This is a genomic window from Protofrankia sp. Cas8 (genome assembly GCF_963555845.1).
In the GTDB taxonomy this organism is placed as follows: Bacteria; Actinomycetota; Actinomycetes; order Frankiales; family Frankiaceae; genus Protofrankia.
Window position 1 is genome coordinate 42,943 of the sequence record NZ_CAUVXI010000013.1, and the last position, 1,036, is coordinate 43,978.

1 protein-coding gene and 1 pseudogene are annotated in these 1,036 nt (G+C 67.7%); one reads left to right on the plus strand and one right to left on the minus strand.

Translation table 11 applies throughout. The annotated features are described in order from the left end of the window. Nucleotides 1-28 precede the first annotated feature (28 nt). On the plus strand, nucleotides 29-634 hold the full coding sequence (gene pth / locus U9977_RS04265; RefSeq protein WP_322747844.1) for an aminoacyl-tRNA hydrolase: 606 nt from the start codon (nucleotides 29-31) through the stop codon (nucleotides 632-634). Nucleotides 635-665: 31 nt separating this feature from the next. Here pth and U9977_RS04270 read toward each other — a convergent pair. After that, nucleotides 666-1,036: pseudogene (locus U9977_RS04270) on the minus strand (hypothetical protein); the annotation flags it as partial.

A 1,036-nucleotide genomic window follows, 5' to 3' on the forward strand; every position in this document is an offset into this window, starting at 1 on the left:
AGGCGCTCGGCAACAGGGGCACGGCATCATGACCGGGTTGCAAGCCGACGGCGCGGTCACCGGGCCGTGGCTGGTTGTGGGGCTGGGCAATCCAGGCCCGGCATATGCCGGTAACCGGCACAATATCGGGTTCATGGTCCTCGACCTGCTTGCCGAGCGGGTCGGGGGCCGTTTCCGAACCCACCGGGGACGAGCCGACGTCGTGGAGACGCGGCTCGCCGGCGCACGGGCGGTGCTCGCCAAGCCACATTCGTTCATGAACACCTCGGGTGGCCCGGTGGCGGCTCTGCGCGCGTTCTTCAAGGCCGAGGTGGGACGAATTCTCGTCGTCCACGATGAACTGGACATTCCCTTCGGGGCTGTCCGGCTCAAGCTCGGCGGTGGCGACAACGGACACAACGGGCTACGATCGATCACTACATCGGTGGGCTCACGTGACTACCTCAGAGTCCGGGTCGGCATCGGGCGCCCGCCCGGCCGGATGGACCCGGCTGACTTCGTCCTGCGGGACTTTTCGGCGGTCGAACGCAAGGAGCTTGCGCTCGTCGTGGACACTGCGGCGGACGCAGTCGAACAGATCGTCACCGAAGGGCTGGCCGCGGCCCAGAACCGCATTCATCCACTGGCCCGGTAGCGGGCTGGCTACTGGCGCTGGCCGGCCGTGGTCAGCGGGAGATGCCGGTCTGCACGAAGGCCGGTGACCACGCCTGCGCCACCAGGACCGCAGGGGTGCCGGAGCCGTCCGCGGGCACCCGCCATACATCGTTGATCACGCTGTCCTGATCCGATGTCCTGGGCAGGCCGTAGGTAACGGTGTTCTGGTCGAACCAGGCGGCCTGGTCGTCGACACTGCGGGTCTCGGCGAGCGGCGTCTCGCGCATGGTCGCGAGGTCCAACACGGTAAGCCGCCACTGCACGAGCGTGCCCTGGGCACGTTTCTTGAAGGCGATCCTGGTTCCATCCGGTGACAGGGACGGGCACTCGACGTTGGTCGTCAGGGTACGCAGTGTCCGCCCCCTGACGCTGCCGACCACGA